Here is an 18,792-nt window from a genome sequence, read left to right as displayed (position 1 = left end):
AGGCTGAAATTTAGGGAGTAAAAAACTATGAGGTTGGTATCAGAGGATGCAGCAGGCGATTGGGCTGATAAAGCAGGCGACAGCAACAGCAAAGCTAAGTCTACTCAGAAGGTGGAAACAGATATGTCATCAGCGCCAGAAAACAGAGAGAATCAGATTAATAAGGTTTTGAATCGAATTGAGGACATTTTGTATGAAACTTGGACAGAAACAGGGTTTGGACAGGTGACTATTGAGAGTGAGAAGGCGGAAAAGGGTAAAGGTAAAATTCACGTGACTGTGAAGGGTTCTACTTTTTATCGGTATCACATTTCTGAGGAAGATGTTCGGGAGTGGAATTCCAAGGAATAAGATCGGTTGGGTGGGGGCGGGTTTTTATAATTTGTTGATGGGTGTCAAAGATTTAGGCGAACCCACCCCTACAGGTCTGGTAAAATATTCCTATAAATTTGTAGGGGCGGGTTCACCGATCGATTCTGTCACCCACAGATCGTCTTTTTAAACCCGCCCCCACCCCACCATGAAACTTACTAAAAAAAGATAACTGGAGTATTGACAGGTTAAATTAAATCGTGTAGATTATTTTTACGTCGGGTAAAGTACCCGCAATGATATACTCTGTTCAGCCTCGATGATGGGCGACAGCATCATTGTTTAAACAATTGAATATTAGGTAAAAACCTAGCTTGAGATATGAGGTTTCAATCCCCACGGGGCTGGTGAAAGGGCAAGCGCGATCGCTTCGATTGCATTTGTCACTTATCCGGCTCTTTGTGTTTTTTGGCAACAATTAGCTTTTTTGAGGAGATAAAGATATGGCTAACACCAATAACAACATACAAGTATCCATTAATGCCCCCCGTGGCATCCGCCCTAACAAAATAGGCGAGGTGACAGTTACCTACACCAATGTGGGTCAAACAGATGCCGTTGCTCCTTTAATTTCATTGTCAGCGACAGGAGCGCAATTACAGTCTGCTAGTGGCGAATTTGCGGAAAATGTACAGTTTTTGGGCATCAACAACCAAGGTGCTGCTGGTATTTTGCCGCCGGGAGCTAGTAGTAGTTTTAAAGTATCTTTTCAACCAACGGTAGAGGCTAATACTGATATTAAATTCAGTGCCGGGGTTGTAACAGAAAATGCGCCGATAGATTGGAATAGCATCAAAAATGACGCTCGTCCTGATAGCGTACCTGCCGATGCTTGGGATGTTATTTGGAATAATTTTACAGGTTCGGTTGGCAATACAGCCGGTCAATATCAGGCAGTTCTAGCTGATAACGCTACCCATCTCAGTCAGTTAGGCGACTATAGTAATGATGTTTCTCGGTTGCTGGCATTTGAACTAGAACAAGCTGGCAACTATGGAAGCATAGCTCAACGCTACAATCTGGGTTTCCTCGGTCGCGGCTCGACTTTTCCTTTTGACATTACGGCAACAGAAAATAGTGATGGCAATGTAACAGTTAACTCCTCTGGTAGTTTACGATTATTTCGCAAGCAAGCCGATGGAAAATATTTGAATCAACCGGGAAATGAGGAAACTTTAACTAAGGTAGAAAATACATTTCAAATACGGGAGAAAGGGGGAACTCTTGTTGTTTTTCGACCTGATGGCAAGTTCGATTTTATTGAAGATACTAACAGCAATCGCATCACAGCGACTTACACGGGAAACCAGTTAACTCAGATTAATTCTACTAACGGCGACAACCTCAGTTTTAGCTACAATTCTCAAAGCCGGATTAGCCAAGTTGTTGACCAAGCAGGAAGAACCACGACCTACAGCTATGACCCCACTGGTGAACTACTTCTCAGCATCACTGATCCTCAAGGCACAACTAGCTATACCTACAACGCGGCTAAAGCTCTTACCTCTGTGACTTTTGCCGATGGTACGCAAACATTATATGACTATGATGCTCAAGGACGGGTTATCAAACAAAGTCTGAATGGTGGTGCTGAGGCGATTACTTTTGAGTATGATTCTGCGGGTGGAGTCACGGCGAGTGATGCAACGGGAGCTAAGACAAAACTACTGTTAAATGATCTGGGTCAAATTGGTCAGTTACAAGATGCTCTCGGTCGTAACTTACAGTTTAAATATGATGCCGATGGCAACCTAATTCAGCAGATTGCACCAGGGAATATTAGCTCTAATTTTACCTACGATCAGCAGAGCAATCTCCTTAATCAAGTTGACCCCCTTGGCAATTCAGTTAAATTTACTTACGAGCCTACCTTTAACCAAGTGCAGAGTGTCAGCGACCAACGCGGTAATGTTACTGGTTACAACTACGATGATAAAGGGAATTTGGTAGAAATCGAGTATGTTCCCAGCAGCGATGAGCAGTTGAATTACCCTGTTGGTAATTTAAACGGTTTAGTCAGCAATCGTACTTTCGGACGGCTGGATAGTTTAAGCAATAGCACTGGCACGAATCCAACTGTTAGTTACTACGATAAAAATGGCAAGCTAATAACGAGCAAAGTTGCCTATACTAACGAGAGTATTAAAGAGCAGTTTGATTACGATCCGCAGGGTAATGTAGTTAAATATGTTAACCGTCGCGGTCAGGGAATTGAATACACTTATGATGACCGAGAACGGCTGATCGAACAGACTAACCCTGATGGTTCCCAAATCAATTTTACTTACGACCAACGTGACAATCTGATTTCTACTACTGATGCTAAAGGTACGATTACTCAAGAGTTTGACTCTGCTGACCGACTGACAAAAATTACTTACCCGAATGGTCGTTTTTTGCAGTACACCTACGATGCGGGAGGTCGTCGCACTCGCATGGTGGATCGAGATGGTTTTGCGGTTAACTATGGTTATGATTCAGTTGGGAGATTGGCGGGACTGACTGATAGCAACGGTCAAAAAATTGCTGGTTATACTTATGACAATTTAGGTCGTTTGAGTCGGGAAGATAATGGCAATGGTACTTACACCACTTATGGTTATGATGCTACTGGGCAACTGCTGAATATCGTCAACTACGCACCTAACGCTTCAGTTAATTCGCGTTTTGACTATACTTATGACCAGCTAGGTCGGCGTAGCAGCATGACGACTTTGGAAGGCACTTCTAAGTATGGGTACGATGCCAATGGTCAGCTAATTTCTGTTACTTTGCCGGATAATCGAACCATTCAGTATCAATACGATGCTGCGGGAAACCGGATTGCTGTTACTGATAATGGGGTTGCTACATCTTATGAAACGAACAGTCTGAATCAGTACACGGCGGTAGGGAAGGGAAACTACACTTATGATGCTGATGGAAATCTGATTTCTAAGACTGAGGGAGGTAAAACTTCGACTTACACTTATAATGCTGAGAATCGTCTAGTGGGTGTTGTTACGCCTGATGGGATTTGGAGTTATGATTATGATGCTTTTGGCAACCGCATTGCCAGCACTCACAACGGTCAACGGACTGAATATTTGCTCGATCCCAGTGGTTTTGGCGATGTGGTGGGTGAATACAGCAATGGTAATTTAATTGCTCGTTACACGCATGGATTAGGGCTGGAAAGTCGCGTTGATGCTACTAATACGATAGATTATTATGATTTTGATGCGATTGGATCGACAGCAGGATTAACAGGAGGAAATGGCAGCTATGTTAACCGCTATAGCTATCTGCCTTTGGGTGAAGATTTAAACAAAGTTGAGGCAGTTTCTAACCCCTTTGAGTATGTTGGGCAATTTGGGGTGATGGATGAAGAAAATGGTCTTGATTTTGTACGGGCGAGGTACTACAGGCTATCTGAAGGTCGGTTTCTCACCTCCGATCCTATTGGTCAAGGCGGTGGTTTGAATTTGTATGCGTATGTAGTAAATGACCCAATCAATTTGGTGGATGTTACTGGTAATGATGCAACTACTCCATATGGACTTAATGGAGCAGGCAAAACACCAACACCAAAGCAAACAGGACGAAATCCAGGAGGTGGTAGCAATGGTGGCCCATTTCAACAACCGGACAAACCAAAACCACAACCACCAAAAGAAACACCAAAAGAAACACCAACACCAAAACCACAATCACCAGGAATAGGAAAAGAGATTAATGTTGACGCAATTGTGTCTGCGGATATCACTAATCTCGTCAACACTGGTCTCAACGTTGCTGCTGGCGTTGCTGCTGTCGTTGCTGTCGTTGCTATTGCTGCTATTGCTGGGCCAGAGCTTTTAGCAGGCGCAGCATTTTTACGAGCTGCTACCGGACTAGCGACTCTAGTATTATTACTCCCAAGATCTGATAGCGCTCAAGCCAGCACCAAACGATTCCCACCCCCTCCACCCCATCCAGAAAACAGCGCCAGTACCTACAACGACCCCCGCATAGTAACTTTCGACAAACAATATCACGACTTCCAAGCCGCCGGAGAATTTACCTTAATCGAGTCAACAAGTGGCGACCTAAAAATCCAAGTTCGACAACAACCTGTTGGTAACGACCCGCGCAATAATGTTTCCGACAACACTGCCGTAAGTACAATTATCGGTGAAAAACGCATCGGAATTTACAAAGACCAAGGACTTTTAATAGATGGAGTTCCTACTGAAATTCCTGACCTTGATTCCCTCGCTGTCGGAGATGGTCGCATCTACCGCGAAGGCAAAACTTATACTGTTGTTTATCCTACAGGAGATCAACTCGTTGCTAAGGTAAGCACAAGTCGCGTCAACATTAATGTTTTCCTAACCAAAGAAAGGGAAGGTAAAATTACCGGACTACTCGGCAACTTGAACAAAAACCCCAAAGATGACCTGATTAAGCGCGACGGAACTGTATTGACAGAACCCGTTGCTACCAGTCAACTTTATGGCGAATATGCTGATAGCTGGCGAGTCAATCAAGCTGAATCCTTATTCGACTACAATCCCGGCGAAAACACCAACACCTTTACCCTGCAAAATTACCCCCGCCAGAAAGTTAAAATCTCCGACTTAAACCCCGCCGATGTTGCAAAAGCCGAACAACTAATAGGCGATAGTATTACCAATCCCACGATTCGGGAAGCTACTATTATTGATTTAGTGCTGACGGATTTTGACCCTGAGATTCTTGAAGCAGCAATCAACGCACCAGATCCAGATAGCGTACTTGCGATCGCCTCCCCATTCACCGCCAACAGCGACTTTACCACCACCACCGTCAACACAGCAATCAAAATCAATGTATTAGCCAACGATACCACCGCCAAAGACCCCCTCTCCATCAAAGAATTCAACACAAAATCCGTTGCCGGCGGCATCATCACCTCGACAACAACAACACCCCAGACGATAAAAGCGACGACAAACTCACCTACACCCCACCCCCAGACTTCACCGGCACCGATAAATTTAACTACCTCCTAACAGACGGCAAACAAATACAAGCCGCCACCGTTAACATCAACATCAACAGCCTCAAACTTGACAAACTTTCCGGCAATAACGGCTTCGTCCTCAATGGCACAGAAGCAGGTAACTTCTCAGGAGTTGCTGTTAGCAAAACCGGAGATATCAACGGCGACAAAATTGACGATATCATTGTCGGATCATTCGGTGCCGACCCCAATAACGTCAACGCCGCAGGCAAAAGTCAAGTCATCTTTGGCACTCAAAAATTCCCCGCCAGCGTCAATCTTTCCCAACTCAACGGTCAAAATGGTTTCACCCTCAACGGCACCGATGCCGAAGGTTTCAGCGGCGGAACAGTCAGCAGTGCAGGGGATATCAACGGCGACGGCATCAAAGACTTTATTATTGGTGCCTTCGGTGCCACTGTCAACGGTCAAAATAATGCCGGAAAAACTTACATCGTCTTCGGCACAAATCAAGGATTTCCTGCTAACTTCAACCTCGCTAATTTGAACGGGAATAATGGTTTTGCCGTTACAGGAACCAACACCTTTGACTACGCCGGCCTCTTTGCTACTGGGATTGGAGATATTAATGGCGATCGCATTGACGACGTACTCATCAGCGCACCCGGCCCCCTCGGCGGCACACCCGGTAAAAGCTACGTCATCTACGGCCGCACCACAGGTTTTTCTCCTAACTTAAACCTAGCTGAAATTAACAGCAATAACGGCTTTGTAATTAACGGCATCGACGGCAATTCTAGCGGTACTGCCAGCAGCGGCGATATCAACGGCGACGGCATCCCCGACCTCGTAATTGGTGCAGATGGCGGTACTACCAACGGCGGCATTAATGCAGGCAAAACTTACGTTATATTCGGTCAGCAAGGAGGATTTTCTGGCAGCGTTAACGTCCCAGAATTAAATGGAACTACCGGATTTGTCATCGCCGGCCTCAGTGCCGAAGAACGTTCTGGAATCGCCCTCACCGCCACAGGAGATATCAACGGTGACGGCAATAAAGACTTGGTAATTGGTGCTCCAGGTGCGACAGTTGGCGACCAAATTAACGCAGGCAAAACCTACGTAATTTTTGGCAAAAAACAGGGATTTCCTGTCATTGTCAACCCTGCTGAATTGAATGGCAGTAACGGCTTTACAATTTCCGGTTTCGATGCCGAAGGCTCAGCCGGAAATGCCGTTAGCTATGCCGGAGATATCAACAAAGATGGCTTTGACGATTTGTTAATCGGAGCCTCCAGCGCCAACTCTGATGATAAAAACAATGCAGGCAAAACCTTTATTGTTTTTGGCAAAAAGGAATTTTCAGCTAATTTCAGTTTAGCAGAAGCTAACGGTAAGAATGCCTTAGTTTTAAATGGGGTAGAAACCGATGGTTTAGTTGGCACGGCTGTCAGTGGTGGCGGAGATATTAACGGCGACGGCATCGACGATATAATTGTTGGCGCACCTGGCAGTTTATTTCAAGATTCTCCCGGCAAAAGTTATGCCGTTTTTGGTAGCCGAGGTTTCGGTTTTGCTAATCCGAATAATGGTTTGCAAGGCACGGTTCAAGATGATATTATCAATGGAACCCAGGAAGATGATACTATTTCCGGCCGCCAAGGAAATGATAAAATCTTTGGCAATGTAGGTCAAGATGTGTTATCAGGAAATCTCAATGATGACTACTTAGGAATGAAAATTTAATAACATCAGCGATGTATAATAAATAAATGAGTGAATATGAAGAAATTTATGTTTCGGTAGAGATGTCAAATATTATACCTACTTAGTTCTTCTTATGTCGCCCAAGATTTTTTGATTTAAATCATTTCTTACTAACTTAATTTATGTGTTACTCAGACGAAATTACTGATTTAATGCGAAAACATCATCAGTCTTTATCTGAAAAAGACCAAAGAAAATATGCGGCGATAGAAGCCGTAAAACTTGGACATGGTGGAATTATTTACATAGCCCGAGTTTTGGGAGTAGACAGGAATACAATAGCCAAGGGAATTAAGGAATTAAAAACTGAATCAGACACTACTTTTGATCGACAGAGAATTCGCCGACGTGGAGGAGGAAGAAAAACTAGGGAGTCTGAAATACCTGATTTAAATGAGCGTTTTTTAGAAGTCTTAAAAAACCATACAGCCGGAGATCCCATGTCGGAAAAAATTAAATGGACAAATCTTACCCAGCAACAAATAGTTGAAGGTCTGAAAGCTCAGGAAACAATAGTCAGTACAACAGTTGTTCAAAAACTGTTAAAAAAACATGGATATGTGAAACGCCAAGCTCAAAAAAAACAAACAACCGGAGTAACCAAGAATCGTAATGAACAATTTGAAAATCTTGCCAGAATTACCGCCGAGTATGAGTTGCAGGGAAATCCGATTGGAGCGTATGGACACGAAAAAAAAGGAATTTATTGGAAATCTATATCGAGCAGGAAGTCTATATACTACGGAAGCTATTACGACATTTGACCATGATTTTTGGAGTTTGGCTGAAGGAAAAGTAGTACCTCATGGAATTTATGATCTGCAACATAACCGAGGATATTTAAACCTCGGAATCAGTAAAGACACGAGTGAATTTGCTTGTGAATCGATAAAATTATGGTGGGTTAATTACGGAAAATTTATCTACCCTCAAGCCGATTCAATTTTGATAAAATGCGATGGCGGTGGCAGTAATAATTCCAATCATCATATCTTTAAATCGGATTTACAAAAATTAGTTGACGAGCTAGGAATAGAAATTAGAATCGCACACTATCCCCCCTATACATCGAAGTATAATCCGATTGAACATCGTTTGTTTCCTCACGTAACCACAGCCTGTCAAGGAGTAATTTTTACTTCTCTTGAGTTAGTGAAAAAACTCATGGCAAAAACTCATACTAAAACCGGGCTTTCTGTGGTAGTAAATGTGAGCGATAAAATTTATGAAACTGGTCGAAAAGTAGCTAAGGGATTTAAAGAAACAATGAAAATTATTTTTGATGAATATCTACCAAAATGGAATTATCGTGCAGTTCCGACTATTTAGCAGACGCTAAAGTTATTAAATTTTCATTCCTTAGATGGTGAGAAAGGGCAAGACATTCTCATCGGTGGTGATGGCAATGATAGCCTATTTGGTGGACTTGGTAACGACGTGCTTAAAGGCGACAATGGTAACGATATCCTCACCGGAGTTGACATCAATGCTATCAACCCCGGAATTGAGGAAATTGACACTTTAACTGGTGGAAGTGGGAGCGATATTTTCGTTTTAGGAGATGTCAATAACACTTACTACGATAACCTCGATAGCGACTACGCGCTGATTACTGATTTTAATGCCAGTGAAGATAGTATTCAATTGCAGGGTAAAGCCGATGATTACTTGCTAGTTCCTTTCTCGCAAGCTAACCAAACTGGTACGGCTATTTACCGCAAAGCTTCGGCTCAAAATGAATTAATTAGCATTCTCCAAGGAGGTGCAAATTTGAGCTTGAGTGGTGGCTATTTCAGGTTTAGCTGAGTTAAATCTAATTTGTAGGGGCGGTGCCCCCGTGCCCGCCCGATCGATTATGCCACCCACAGATAATCTTGATAAACCCGCCCCCACCCAACCGTGAAACTTGCTACAACAATAAAATATTGCGATCGCCCTTATTCCATTCACGTTTATCTGCGGTAAAAAAGGGCGATGCGATCGCCTTTCTCCCATCCACGTTTATCTAAAGTGCGATCGCTCATCCCACGCATTGTAAATAAAAATGATAGACTGATATTGTCCTAAAATCCAGGTCAATCCACCATGTCAACCTTGTCAATTGAAGAAAGAGTCGCCGCGCTAGAAGCCGAAGTCGTACAGATCAGACAGAAGGTAGAAAGTCCAGCAGTTTCGGTAACGCCTTGGTGGGAAAAAATCGCAGGTACTTTCGCCCAAGATTCGGTTTACAATGAAGCCATGAAATTGGGCCATCAATATCGGCGATCACTCCGCCGTCAAGGACTCCGAAAACGAAACTAATCATGTACATTCTTGATACAGATTCCTTAAGTATCCTCGAACATAGTGGAGCAAATACGCGACGTTTATTAGCTAAACTCTCTACCCTGCAAGCCGATGAGTTATCAGTAACCATTATCAGCTATGAAGAACAAATGCGCGGTTGGTTGAGCTATCTTGCCAGAGCCCGATCGATTCAAGCACAAATTGAAGCTTATAAACGCTTAAAAAAGCAATTAGAAAATTATTGTGCTATCTCAGTCATTGAGTTTGATGACAACTCTGCTGCCGAATTTCAACGGCTGAAAAAGCTGTATCCTCGTCTGGGTTCGATGGATTTGAAGATTGCAGCGATCGCCATAGCTAATGATGCGATACTTCTCACTCGTAACTTAACAGACTTCGGGCAGATTCAGGAATTACGTGCTGAAGATTGGACGGTTTAAATTCATTAATTTTGACAAAAGTTTTGGGATTGTCGTTGTCGTTGAGGCTCAGGCGTTGCATTCCCCAAATTCAGTTATCGATCGCATCAAAGATTCTCGTGGGAATGCTTCGCGCCTACAGATATTGTGGGGCGATCGCTTTTTTGGAAGAAGGGCGATCGCCTTTCTGGATAGGAAGGGCGATTGTTAGTCTTAAATAAACTCCACACGCCCTGTCAGATCGTCCAAATCAAGATACTCCCAAATCATTACTAAACTTCTCAAAATTTCCCCAATTGATCGACTATTTTTCTGACAGTAAATAATTCCATTATGAGGTAATCCAGCTTGATGTATCCTTAAAAAATCTGCATCTTGAGTAAAAATCACTCTCCCTTCTGCCATCGCAAATTCTACATGAAGTTCATCAGGCTTTCCCAATAAGCCTGCTTCAGTTGTAGTCGTCACATTAATCTCATACCTTCGCAGGCCGATCGCAATGGCATTACTTACATTTTCATCTAAATGAAAGTTAATACTTCTTGACATTTAGGCTTTTTAATTTTTGCTGAAGGATAGACGGATTTTGGGCTTGCAACTCGCGGACAAAGGTTTCATCTGCTCTAATTTGTGTCCTAATTTCTTCACGACGATCGTGATAATAAGTCAAAGCCGCATAAACATCAGCTAGAGTAATTGAAGGATAATGGTAAATAATCTCCTCTGGTGACATTCCCATTTCCTCATGCCAAATTACCACATCTTGTACCTTAATTCGATGTCCAGTAATGCAAGGTTGCCCACCGGAAAAACCGGGATTAATTGTAATATGTTCAGAAATTATGTTTACCATAAATTAGCCTTTGAGTCAGTTTTGTTAGTTCATCCGATCGGTGTATTTTACCAGTTAATAATCAGAGAAGTAGATATTTATTTTACCTGACACAAACTTGGGTGTCAAGCCAGTCGTGAGGAATGCGAAAGCCACTACAGATATTGTGTGGCGATCGCTCTTTTGTGTGAAAGGGCGATCGCTGTTGCTGTTAGATAGGCTGCGATCGCGATTCGATAAACAAACTAAGATCGACTTGGAAAAAGTCGGCGATTTTTCTGGCTTCATCTATTTCGATCGCCCTTCGATTAACCATAATTTCCTCAACCTCTGTTTCCGTTCCCAAAACTGGAATCAAGTCAGATTTATCTAAATTTCTCGCATCCATTAAATGTTGCAATATTGAAGCAGAATTGCCTGCGGTTATTGGATAATTTTCAGCTTCAAATTTTTCAATCAACGTTATCAAAAGATCCAGAAATATATCTTCCTCCGGCGATCGCGCGGGGCGGTGTTCCAGTTCGCAAGCGAGAGCGATCGCGGCATCGTTTTCTGCTTCAGTTGCGATCGGTTTTGGTTGATATCGAACCAGTAAATCTGTATAAGATTTTGCATCAAAAGTACGGAGCATTTTTCCACTCATCCTTATCATACTCAGCGTGAGTCAAAACATATTTGATGTAGATCCTTTAAGAATCGTAAACCAAATCAACTATCAGGCGATATCGATTTCCCTTAATATTAAATACGGTAAAATTTCCAACTGCTTCAGCTTTTGGATAAGTCTGCTGAACATCAATTAAGTTCTGCCATTCAGCTTTACTTGACACTCTATACCAGTCATAAAGTACATCACAGGAATCCGCATGGCTTTCACAGAAATCTCGCAGGACTTTTCGGCTGATAACACGCATTTAACCTTTTTTTATAAACCACACCAGATTTTGTTCTCAACTTACGCATTTGTCATATTATAAACATTTGTAAGTGCGATCGCAACATTATAGCCATAACGACATGAATAGGATAAATTATATCATACTATTATTCGATTAAACAAGCTTTTTGTTAATTTTTATAGCGACTTTTCCACCACTACCGTCAACACAGCCACAAAAATCGATAAAAGCGATCGCCCCTCTCTCTCCATCAAAAATAATGGACATGAAGCTGCTATAACTTTAGCGTTAATTAAGGTAAAAATCCGATCCAGTTCTAATAAACTTGCTAGTTCTACAACCTCTTCTGAAGTTAAAAGATTAGCCTTTTTTGCTCTGCCAATTCTTTTAATCTAGCTTGCAGATTTTCCGTAAATTTGAATAAGTAAAGATTTCTGACTTTCTGAATCGAAATCTCACTATCAATCCAGTAAGAAGGTTGTACCATAAGTTCAGCTATCATGGTGATTTAATTGCTCAATTACTACATGGATAGTCTTAATTTTATCATAAAAACGATCGCCCTTTCATCCATCCACATTTATCAGCGGTAAAAAAAGAGCGATTGCTTTATCGACAATCCCCACCCAACGGTAAAATTAAATTAAATTCAATTAATCATTAAATTATGTCATCACTAATCTTAACTCGAATCTTCCTAGCAACCGCAGCCGTATTCGGAGGTTTATCTGTCGCCGGTGGCGCCTTTGCCTCTCACGCTTTAAAAGAGAAATTGACCGATCAAGCTTTAGCAATTTTTGAGACCGGCGCCCGATATCAAATGTATCATGCCCTGGCTCTATTACTCGTCGCTTTACTCTTGAGCCGCGCCCAAGAGTCTCAAACCTTTTTTGCAGTCGCTGGATGGGCTTTTATTGCCGGCACGATCGTCTTTTCCGGCAGTTTGTACGCCCTGAGTTTGACTGACATCAAATGGCTGGGTGCCATTACCCCATTGGGAGGAGTTGCTTTTATTGTCGGTTGGGGATGTTTGGCAGTTGCAGCTTGGAGTTTCAAATAGAGATTGGCAATTACCCATGCCCAATGCCCCAATGCCCCATTACCAATTACCTAATTTTCAAAGACATTCCTCGAAAACATCTCTGTCAAAGTACGCAAATAAGGTAAAAATACCGTTAAATCTTCAGTAGGAAGCCGATCGGATATTTCCCCACACAAAATTAGCAGCATATCCTGCACTAGCTCCCAACTTACACGAAGTTTCGGATACAGCATCACGCAAATTGGAAATAATTCTTGCTGTACCGGGCCCATGCTTTCTTCCAAAACGCACCAGCACAAATAGCTTTGAAAAATCTCGACATCCCGGATGCCAGAAATTTTTACCTCCCGATCGCTCAAATAACCGCTGCTGCTGCGGTATCCTTGATGCTGGGAACTAGCCCGATCGTACACTGCACTAGCAATCTTAGTCGTCTGCTGCAACAAATGCTGAACCGCTAATAGAGCTCTTGAATTCGGGGGCTGATTCGCCGCAGCCTCGTTAATCTCTCCGTAGGGAATGTGCAGGTAATCGTCTACAACTTTGAAGTATGGTGCAAATTCCGATCGCTCCGACTCCGAAAGACATCCTAACAAGATTTTGCTAGTGTATTGAAACTCTAACGTCACAAATCCCAGCACTAACGGATCTGTCTCTGAGTATTTCCGCCTCACTTGGATAATATCTTTTCCCACCAGCACTGACAAGCGGAAAACAGGTTCTCTATCGGCGTAAGCGTCTATTGCTTTCCGATATAAAGTGCTAGTGTCGGCAGCAATTTCTAAAGGATTAATTAAGCTCGGATCGATCGCGTGCCGCTCTATTTGTTCCCCTAAAACAGCTTCTACTCTACTCCAAGCTATCTCGCTGGCTAATTTCAGGGTATTTGTCAATTTGTCAACTATTTTAGCTCGATTTCCCTCAAAATTAGTCAACTCTGGGCTTGGGGGAATTTGCCGCTGCGCTTGGTTTTCTCGTGCCGCCACGGTACTGTAATATTTTTTTGCCCAGCTAACTGCAAAGGAAGAAACGCTGACACTTTTAGCCTCTGGGATTTTGTGAGTGTCCGAGTCGGTAATACCCTGTGACGCAAGACTGTCGCCCTGTTGAATTTCGTCTGCTGCTGGTAAAGACTTTGAAGATACTTGTGAAATATCCGTCATCAGAAACCTCGTTTTTTTAGAAAATCGCACTCGATCAGTTCTCCTAATTTTTAATGTTGTTAACTACAATTTTCTGCATTTGTACGCTGACAGTCATCCGCCATTGTGCTTAAAACTATAGGTCATTTGGCTATACTGCCTGCATTTTTTATAATATATACGTTAATAACGTTATTGATTGTGCTTTAGAACACAGTCATCCTGTGAGTCGCCACCATATTTTTTTTTACCAGTAAAACCTGCAGGAAATAAAATTAATTTGTCTTACAAGTTCAGACTTAAAGTCAATTGTGTCTCAAAAAAAGTGAGATTTGAAATATTTTATCTTTGTTTTAAATCGGTTTTGTCGATCGCCCTACTTTCTCAAAAAATCTAGGCTACAGCACGATCGAGCGGTGACTTTGATTAATTTATCTGTCGTAGTGGTTTGGGGGGATTTGAGATTTTACCCACTCCGGCTGGTTCGAGTCCTCCTCCCGCAGAGAGAGCTTGCCCCTACAACGATAAGATTAGGTTGATTGGGCCCCACGGGCGATCGCTCCTCAAAAACAGCACGGCCACTAGCTCTTTAAGGCTATACCTTCGGGTAGGATTAGTAGGACGAGAGGAAGTGGATAAAATGAGCGCCAGCAGCAATTCAACAGAAATTAAGTTCGGAACCGATGGGTGGCGGGGACTGATTGCCCATGACTTTACTTTTGCCAACGTGCGGAAAGTCACCCGGGCGATCGCCAGTTACCTAGAAACCGCTTACACTAAAGACCGCCCAGTTCTAGTCTCCTACGATACCCGCTTTCTGGCAGACGAGTTCGCCCGCACGGCGGCTGAAGTCTTGGCAGATTTGGGATGGACGGTGCTCGTGGTCGATCGAGATTGCCCCACACCAGTCATCGCCTACAGCGCCAAGCATCTCAACTCCGCAGGAGCTCTGATGTTCACGGCTTCGCACAATCCCGCACCTTACTGCGGCATCAAATACATCCCCGACTACGCGGGCCCGGCAACCCCGGAAATTACCGATACAATTGTGGCAAATATTGCTGGTGCTTCTGATGCCCCAGCCAAAGGCAGTCACAACGATAAAATCTCCACTTTTGACCCGAAACCCGAATATCTGAAGTTTCTTTATACTTTGATCGATGTGGAGCGGATTCGCTCTGCTAAGTTGAAAGTCAAGTACGACGCTCTTTATTCGACTTCTCGCGGCTATCTCGACGGCGTTTTGGAACACTGCGGCTGCGATGTCGAAAGTTTTCACACCTACCGCGATGTGCTGTTTGGGGGCGGAATGCCCGAGCCCAAGGGCGAACAGTTAGTCGAGTTGGTGGAAGCTGTTAAGAAGGATGCGGCTGATTTGGGTTTGGCTACCGATGGCGACAGCGATCGCTTTGGGATTGTTGACGAGTTGGGAAATGTCTTGACTCCAAACACTGTGCTGTTGCTGCTGGCGCGTCACTTAGTTAAGAATAAAGGCTTGACTGGGGCGATCGTCCGTACCGTCGCAACTACTCATTTGCTCGACAATTTGGCCGCCAAGTACGGTTTAACAATCTACGAAACCGCAGTCGGTTTTAAATACATCGGCGAAAAAATGCGGGAAACAGCGGTGCTCATCGGCGGCGAAGAATCCGGCGGTTTGAGCGTTTTGGGTCACATCCCCGAAAAAGACGGGATTTTGGCTGATATGCTCGTCGCCGAGGCGATCGCTTATGAAGGCAAACCGCTTTCTCAGCTAGTCGAAGAAGCCATTAAAGAAGCCGGCGGCCCCCTGTACAACAAACGCTTGGACTTGCACCTAGATGAAGCCCACAAAGCAGCCGTTTTGGATTCTTTTACCAAGAATCCCCCGACGGAAATAGCGGGTATTGGTGTTAAGGAAATCGGCCGCAAAGACGGAATTAAACTTTATCTTGAAGATGGCGGCTGGGTATTGCTGCGGCCTTCGGGAACCGAACCCCTAATGCGCGTTTACATGGAAACAAATTCTGTGGAAAAAGAAGCCAAAGTTGCCGAATACATGGAAAAGGTAATTTCCCACTTAGAACCTGTTTAAATTTCCACCTATTCCAATGCGGGGTTTTTTCCCTACGGCTTGAGATTGTAGGGTGCGCACTGCGCACCTTACGTATTTTTGATAACTCTTGGCACCGCGTCTGAACATTAATTATCGATACTGCTCAGTCAGTTATATATTTGTAATACAATTGGATTTGCTTAAGTTTGGGATTTGTAAATTTATTTATTTTAATTTATTTTTTAATAGTTAAAAAAAATCCGAAATTTTTTCCGCCTCTACTTGACTTTTCCCCTAATCTTATTGTATATTAATAAATAATGGGATGGTTGCCAAAATATTATTGGGACACAGATTGGGATTATGAAAAAAGTATATCAGTTAAATTATTAGTCTGTCAACCCTTTTATGAAAACAATTCCTCTGCTCGCCATTAGTTTTTTAGTAGCAATTTTAGCAAGCGCGATCGGCATTATCTCAGTGCAGAACGCCGCCCCAGTATCCTTAAACTTTATCTTGTTTAAATCGATACAAATGCCCGTAGGAGTAGTATTGGCAATGAGCATTAGTGCAGGACTGATCGGCGGTGCGCTGCTGCAACCGCTGTGGAACCTTTCCGATTCCCAAGGTTCGCGGCCCAAATTTCAGGCAAATCCAGAAGAATCCGACACCGCAGAATATTAAGTTAATTGCTGAATCCTTACAAGGAGTACACCTGACCGTCAATCAGCAGCCGAGTAATTCCCTTAGCTAGCAAATAAGGCGCAGCTTTTTGCAGCAGCCTGCCATCAGGAATCTTGAAAACCCTTTGATTGCGAGTAGCAAATCGGCGGGCCACTCGGTGATTGTCAAAAACAGGCAGAGTTTTCTCGCGAATTTCCGCCACCGGAATTTGACCCAGTTCGCCAAAAGCTTTCAGAGGTCTAGTGATTAACTCGGAGGCCCGATCGACTACCAAGTAGCAAATTTTGGGCAGAGATACTTCGCTTAAAGGCAAAACTTGAATCAGCCCTTTAGCCCGAAGCTCGTTAGCGAAGCCCTCGAAGAGGATCGACTCGCCCGAGGATATAGAACCCAGCAGACTGCTTTCAAACAGAGAGTTTTCATCCTCTAAATCTTCGTCGAAGTCGTCATCTAAATCGTCCTCATCCTCGTCCTCATCCTCGTCCTCATCCTCATCCTCATCCTCGTCGAAATCGCTAAAATCTTCACCTGCGAGCAATCCTGCGTCGGGCAGCATTGCCTGTAGTTCCCCAGTCACAACAGGGAGCTCGCTGCGAGGAGCAACATAGGTTGCTTCGGCATCTGGCAAATCAGAAACATCCAAATCCGACTGTAAAGTTCCTCGAATTTCGAGATCCGCAACTGGTTGGGCGTCTGATAAAGAACGCTTTCGGATCGTCGGCCTCGAATTTTGGAGTGAGTGCGGGACGGGGACTGACTCAGACAGGGGGACACCTACAGGATCGGTTTCGCGATCGGCCGCCGACGATTCAGCAGTCGCCTCTGTCGGTTCAGAAACACTGGTGCGATCGGACAAACGCTTTTGTTTTTGCTGGACCAGAAATTCGTATTCTGGCTCCGACAAAGCGCCCTGAAGGATGCGCCTCACAGTCGAACTGCTCACTCCGTAGCGCTTGGCCAGAGTGATAGTATTCTCGTCCGACTGTCGGTACAGTCTGAGGATTTCCCGTTTGTCTGAATCGGAGAGTTTTGTGGGCGTCATGCCAAGTTTTCCAGCAAAAAGACGTGAAAAGACGCAGGAAGTGCGATCGGCGAACTGTGATTTTTCATTTTCGATTTGAAGTTGAGAGATGCCGGCAAGGACAAAAAAGCTGGGGCGTCCCAATCGCTTGCCGAAGCAACCCAAATCTCCAATCGCTACGCGGTGCGACGAGTCCGCCTGCTCTGGCGAGAACGGGTTGAGATGTCATGTTCCAAGATAGCTCCAATTCCGAACAGGATGGCGCTGAAAACAAAAAAGACTTCCAGCAAACTGCCGCTTTGATAACTACCCTCAGCCTGAGTATCCCGCCATTTAAAGTACATATCTGCGATGTAAAGCGAAAAAGTTGCAGCCGCAATCATCCTCCAAGATTGGGAAAAACGTCCTCCCCAAAACGCCAGCAGCAGTGCAGTAGCAATAATCAGCAGAAAAACGTCTCCGACGATGTAAAACAAATTGATTGCATTTTTGTGAGGCGACAGTTGCTTGTCAAGTGCCATCACCCATGCCGGAGCTTTAGTTGGTTCTGCTGCTGCTTCTTCTTCTTCGGGTGCTGATTGAGCATCAGTCGCTGCTGCTCCTTTTGCCTGTAACTTGGACGAATTGTCCAAAGCAGGCGCTCTTTCTTTGGTAGCGGTTGCTGGTGCCGATTCTGTCACTACTTCCTGAGTGGCTGCCGGAGCCATTCCTAGCTGTACCCTCCAAGAGTCAGGGGCCGCAACCCAGATAGCTACAGCAATCCCGAAGGCTGCTATTCCCGCTAACAAACCCCACTGCCAAATTTCTAGATTCAGCCGCTTGGAAGTCACAGCTACAACCATGCCCCCGATCAGTACCACATAGCTGCCCAGATAAAAGGCATCTGCAGGAGACACGTCCGGATCTAACCCGAAATAGAGTTCCCAAATCCCGAACAGCACGCCGCCTATGAAATAGAACAGCATCCCCAGACCAATGCCCAGCCAGACGTTGCGCCCGCTGGCCATGTGCGGGCTTTGCCAGTTTCTAAAACAGACTAAAGCCGCTCCGAAGTATGCTCCGCATTCAAAAATATAAGTGCCGATCGAGTACCAAAGAGGTAAACCCTCTTCTTGTGAGAGGGGGACGCTGAACAGCAAAAAGAACAGCAGCGCCATGACAGCCCAGACAATGCCCGCAATCACTAGGGTCTGAGCTGACAGTAAAGATGGAGATGTAGATGACTTTTCTGAAGTGCTACTCATAGGGATTTCACGAGACCTAACTAGCGGTTGAACGCACCCCATCTCAATCTTTAATTTTTGATTGTAGATGAGGATTATTTCGCCAA

19 protein-coding genes and 3 pseudogenes are annotated in these 18,792 nt (G+C 44.1%); 13 read left to right on the top strand and 9 right to left on the bottom strand.

All coding sequences use genetic code 11. The annotated features are described in order from the left end of the window. Positions 1–27: 27 nt before the first annotated feature. The 3 genes and pseudogenes from QUA02_RS03310 to QUA02_RS33535 all read left to right on the top strand — a co-directional run. Positions 28–351, top strand: coding sequence for a hypothetical protein (locus QUA02_RS03310; protein ID WP_333025280.1), 324 nt, complete (start codon positions 28–30; stop codon positions 349–351). A gap of 464 nt (positions 352–815) precedes the next feature. Next, positions 816–4,799: pseudogene (locus tag QUA02_RS03305) on the top strand (RHS repeat-associated core domain-containing protein); the annotation flags it as partial. Positions 4,800–5,143: 344 nt separating this feature from the next. Then, a pseudogene (locus QUA02_RS33535) lies at positions 5,144–5,371 on the top strand (Ig-like domain-containing protein); the annotation flags it as partial. Between the two features lie 2 nt (positions 5,372–5,373). Here the strand turns inward: QUA02_RS33535 and QUA02_RS03300 are convergent. Both QUA02_RS03300 and QUA02_RS03295 read right to left on the bottom strand, forming a co-directional pair. Further along, on the bottom strand, positions 5,374–5,559 hold the full coding sequence (locus QUA02_RS03300) for a hypothetical protein (RefSeq protein ID WP_333025277.1): 186 nt from the start codon (positions 5,557–5,559) through the stop codon (positions 5,374–5,376). Positions 5,560–5,566: 7 nt separating this feature from the next. Beyond that, positions 5,567–5,848 carry a hypothetical protein gene (locus QUA02_RS03295; RefSeq protein ID WP_333025276.1) on the bottom strand — a complete coding sequence of 94 codons (282 nt, stop codon included), beginning with the start codon at positions 5,846–5,848 and terminating at the stop codon, positions 5,567–5,569. Here QUA02_RS03295 and QUA02_RS03290 point away from each other — a divergent pair. From QUA02_RS03290 to QUA02_RS03260, 7 genes and pseudogenes are all read left to right on the top strand, one after another. Then, positions 5,744–7,081 carry an integrin alpha gene (locus QUA02_RS03290; protein ID WP_445305121.1) on the top strand — a complete coding sequence of 446 codons (1,338 nt, stop codon included), beginning with the start codon at positions 5,744–5,746 and terminating at the stop codon, positions 7,079–7,081. The two genes, QUA02_RS03295 and QUA02_RS03290, sit on opposite strands and share 105 nt — an antisense overlap. Positions 7,082–7,224: 143 nt before the next feature. Beyond that, the gene (locus QUA02_RS03285; protein WP_333025274.1) at positions 7,225–7,866 is read left to right on the top strand and encodes an ISAzo13-like element transposase-related protein; all 642 of its coding nucleotides are present in this window, start codon (positions 7,225–7,227) and stop codon (positions 7,864–7,866) included. Further along, the gene (locus QUA02_RS03280) at positions 7,784–8,431 is read left to right on the top strand and encodes an ISAzo13 family transposase (protein WP_333025273.1); all 648 of its coding nucleotides are present in this window, start codon (positions 7,784–7,786) and stop codon (positions 8,429–8,431) included. The genes QUA02_RS03285 and QUA02_RS03280 overlap by 83 nt, the downstream gene beginning before the upstream one ends. 48 nt (positions 8,432–8,479) lie before the next feature. Next, positions 8,480–8,908, top strand: a pseudogene (locus tag QUA02_RS03275) (hypothetical protein); the annotation flags it as partial. A 279-nt stretch (positions 8,909–9,187) separates the two neighbouring features. Next, positions 9,188–9,403 carry a hypothetical protein gene (locus QUA02_RS03270; RefSeq protein ID WP_333025272.1) on the top strand — a complete coding sequence of 72 codons (216 nt, stop codon included), beginning with the start codon at positions 9,188–9,190 and terminating at the stop codon, positions 9,401–9,403. A gap of 2 nt (positions 9,404–9,405) precedes the next feature. Continuing rightward, a complete protein-coding gene (locus QUA02_RS03265) occupies positions 9,406–9,828 on the top strand; it encodes a type II toxin-antitoxin system VapC family toxin (RefSeq protein WP_333025271.1) in 423 nt (140 codons plus the stop codon). After that, positions 9,806–10,018, top strand: coding sequence for a hypothetical protein (locus QUA02_RS03260; protein WP_333025269.1), 213 nt, complete (start codon positions 9,806–9,808; stop codon positions 10,016–10,018). Before QUA02_RS03265 ends, QUA02_RS03260 begins: the two co-directional genes overlap by 23 nt. A 2-nt stretch (positions 10,019–10,020) precedes the next feature. Here the strand turns inward: QUA02_RS03260 and QUA02_RS03255 are convergent, their stop codons facing one another. The 4 genes from QUA02_RS03255 to QUA02_RS03240 form a co-directional block, all read right to left on the bottom strand. After that, a complete protein-coding gene (locus QUA02_RS03255) occupies positions 10,021–10,356 on the bottom strand; it encodes a DUF5615 family PIN-like protein (RefSeq protein WP_333025268.1) in 336 nt (111 codons plus the stop codon). Continuing rightward, on the bottom strand, positions 10,340–10,660 hold the full coding sequence (locus QUA02_RS03250) for a DUF433 domain-containing protein (RefSeq protein ID WP_333025266.1): 321 nt from the start codon (positions 10,658–10,660) through the stop codon (positions 10,340–10,342). The genes QUA02_RS03255 and QUA02_RS03250 overlap by 17 nt, the downstream gene beginning before the upstream one ends. Before the next feature lie 190 nt (positions 10,661–10,850). Then, complete coding sequence (locus QUA02_RS03245; RefSeq protein WP_333025265.1) at positions 10,851–11,270, bottom strand: helix-turn-helix domain-containing protein; 420 nt, start codon at positions 11,268–11,270, stop codon at positions 10,851–10,853. Positions 11,271–11,328: 58 nt separating this feature from the next. Further along, positions 11,329–11,553 carry a type II toxin-antitoxin system HigB family toxin gene (locus QUA02_RS03240; RefSeq protein ID WP_333025263.1) on the bottom strand — a complete coding sequence of 75 codons (225 nt, stop codon included), beginning with the start codon at positions 11,551–11,553 and terminating at the stop codon, positions 11,329–11,331. A 652-nt stretch (positions 11,554–12,205) separates the two neighbouring features. Between QUA02_RS03240 and QUA02_RS03235 the strand changes: the two genes are divergently transcribed. Beyond that, the gene (locus tag QUA02_RS03235; RefSeq protein ID WP_333025261.1) at positions 12,206–12,598 is read left to right on the top strand and encodes a DUF423 domain-containing protein; all 393 of its coding nucleotides are present in this window, start codon (positions 12,206–12,208) and stop codon (positions 12,596–12,598) included. 50 nt (positions 12,599–12,648) lie between these two features. Here the strand turns inward: QUA02_RS03235 and QUA02_RS03230 are convergent, their stop codons facing one another. Next, positions 12,649–13,743 (bottom strand): bilin-binding protein, encoded by a 1,095-nt coding sequence (locus QUA02_RS03230; protein ID WP_333025259.1) that lies wholly within the window; start codon positions 13,741–13,743, stop codon positions 12,649–12,651. A gap of 619 nt (positions 13,744–14,362) precedes the next feature. Here QUA02_RS03230 and QUA02_RS03225 point away from each other — a divergent pair. Both QUA02_RS03225 and QUA02_RS03220 read left to right on the top strand, forming a co-directional pair. Next, entirely contained in the window at positions 14,363–15,796 is a 1,434-nt protein-coding gene (locus QUA02_RS03225; RefSeq protein WP_333025257.1) for a phosphoglucomutase/phosphomannomutase family protein, read from the top strand. A 369-nt stretch (positions 15,797–16,165) separates the two neighbouring features. Beyond that, positions 16,166–16,441 (top strand): LapA family protein, encoded by a 276-nt coding sequence (locus tag QUA02_RS03220; protein ID WP_333025255.1) that lies wholly within the window; start codon positions 16,166–16,168, stop codon positions 16,439–16,441. Positions 16,442–16,457: 16 nt separating this feature from the next. Here QUA02_RS03220 and QUA02_RS03215 read toward each other — a convergent pair whose 3' ends face one another. Together QUA02_RS03215 and QUA02_RS03210 are read right to left on the bottom strand one after the other, a co-directional pair. Then, positions 16,458–17,483 (bottom strand): hypothetical protein, encoded by a 1,026-nt coding sequence (locus QUA02_RS03215; protein ID WP_333025253.1) that lies wholly within the window; start codon positions 17,481–17,483, stop codon positions 16,458–16,460. Positions 17,484–17,638: 155 nt separating this feature from the next. Then, entirely contained in the window at positions 17,639–18,706 is a 1,068-nt protein-coding gene (locus tag QUA02_RS03210) for a hypothetical protein (RefSeq protein WP_333025252.1), read from the bottom strand. Positions 18,707–18,792: the final 86 nt, after the last annotated feature.

This window comes from Microcoleus pseudofavosus SVA1_A4 (genome assembly GCF_036700565.1).
In the GTDB taxonomy this organism is placed as follows: domain Bacteria; phylum Cyanobacteriota; class Cyanobacteriia; order Cyanobacteriales; family Microcoleaceae; genus Microcoleus.
Note: the sequence above shows the minus strand (reverse complement) of the source record. Positions and strands in the feature narration are given on the sequence as shown.